The following is an 859-nucleotide window of genomic DNA, read 5'->3' on the forward strand; positions in this document are numbered from 1 at the left end:
CACCACTCGGAAGGTGGACTAGATTAAAACTTAATGAGGCAATTTAGAGTACAGAATGATAACGAAAATGAAAGTTTTATTCTGATCACAGTTTATTAGTGATGGTGGTGTCCAAAACCATGGCCTCCAAGAGCAAAACCACCGCCATACCCATGGGAGATTCCAGTTTTAACTAAAACCGGTACGGGTTTCTTCACATAAATAGTTTCGTGTATTGGTACAGGGACTGGCTGATGAACTGGAACAGCCACGGGATGTGGAACTGGTACAGCGACTGGATGGGGAACGGCAACTTTAACTGGTACACTGACGGGTACCTGTACGTCTCTGTGTACAATAACTGGGTATGGCTTATCGACATGGACTGGATAAGGAGCTGGCACGTGGACTGGATAGGGTCTGTCAACTGGAACACCAACAGGTTGAGGTACTGGTACTGGAACATTTCTTTCAACTGGGACTGGTACAGGAACTGGTTGTGGGATTCCGACACGATTGGTAACGGTGAGATGAGTATGTACTGATGATCCCAAGTCGATGACCGCAGGTCCGGCTGCAATACCACCGGCAGATAATCCACCAGCTCCTAATCCACCGCCAAGTCCTCCACCGAGTCCTCCACCAAGACCACCTCCTAGGCCGTCACCGAGTCCACCCCCTAATCCAGCACCTCCTAGGCCTCCACCAATTCCACCACCATGACTGGACAAAAGGATCGCACCACCTCCGATTCCATGGCCTAAACCACCGCCAACTCCGGATGAAATTCCTTCCGAAATGATGCCGCGCTTAACGGTTTTCTTTTCGGTTTCTCCGGCTAAGCAGGTGCCAAAGACCAGGAATGACAGTAAAATCGTTG

The 859-nt window shown here is 49.6% G+C and carries 1 protein-coding gene; it reads left to right on the forward strand.

The genetic code is table 11. The features are described from left to right. Positions 1 to 233 precede the first annotated feature (233 nt). On the forward strand, positions 234 to 524 hold the full coding sequence (locus EK369_RS22840; RefSeq protein WP_164727084.1) for a hypothetical protein: 291 nt from the start codon (positions 234 to 236) through the stop codon (positions 522 to 524). Positions 525 to 859 lie beyond the last annotated feature (335 nt).

The sequence above is a fragment of the Shimia sediminis genome (assembly GCF_003990645.1).
Classification (GTDB): Bacteria; Pseudomonadota; Alphaproteobacteria; order Rhodobacterales; family Rhodobacteraceae; genus Shimia; species Shimia sediminis.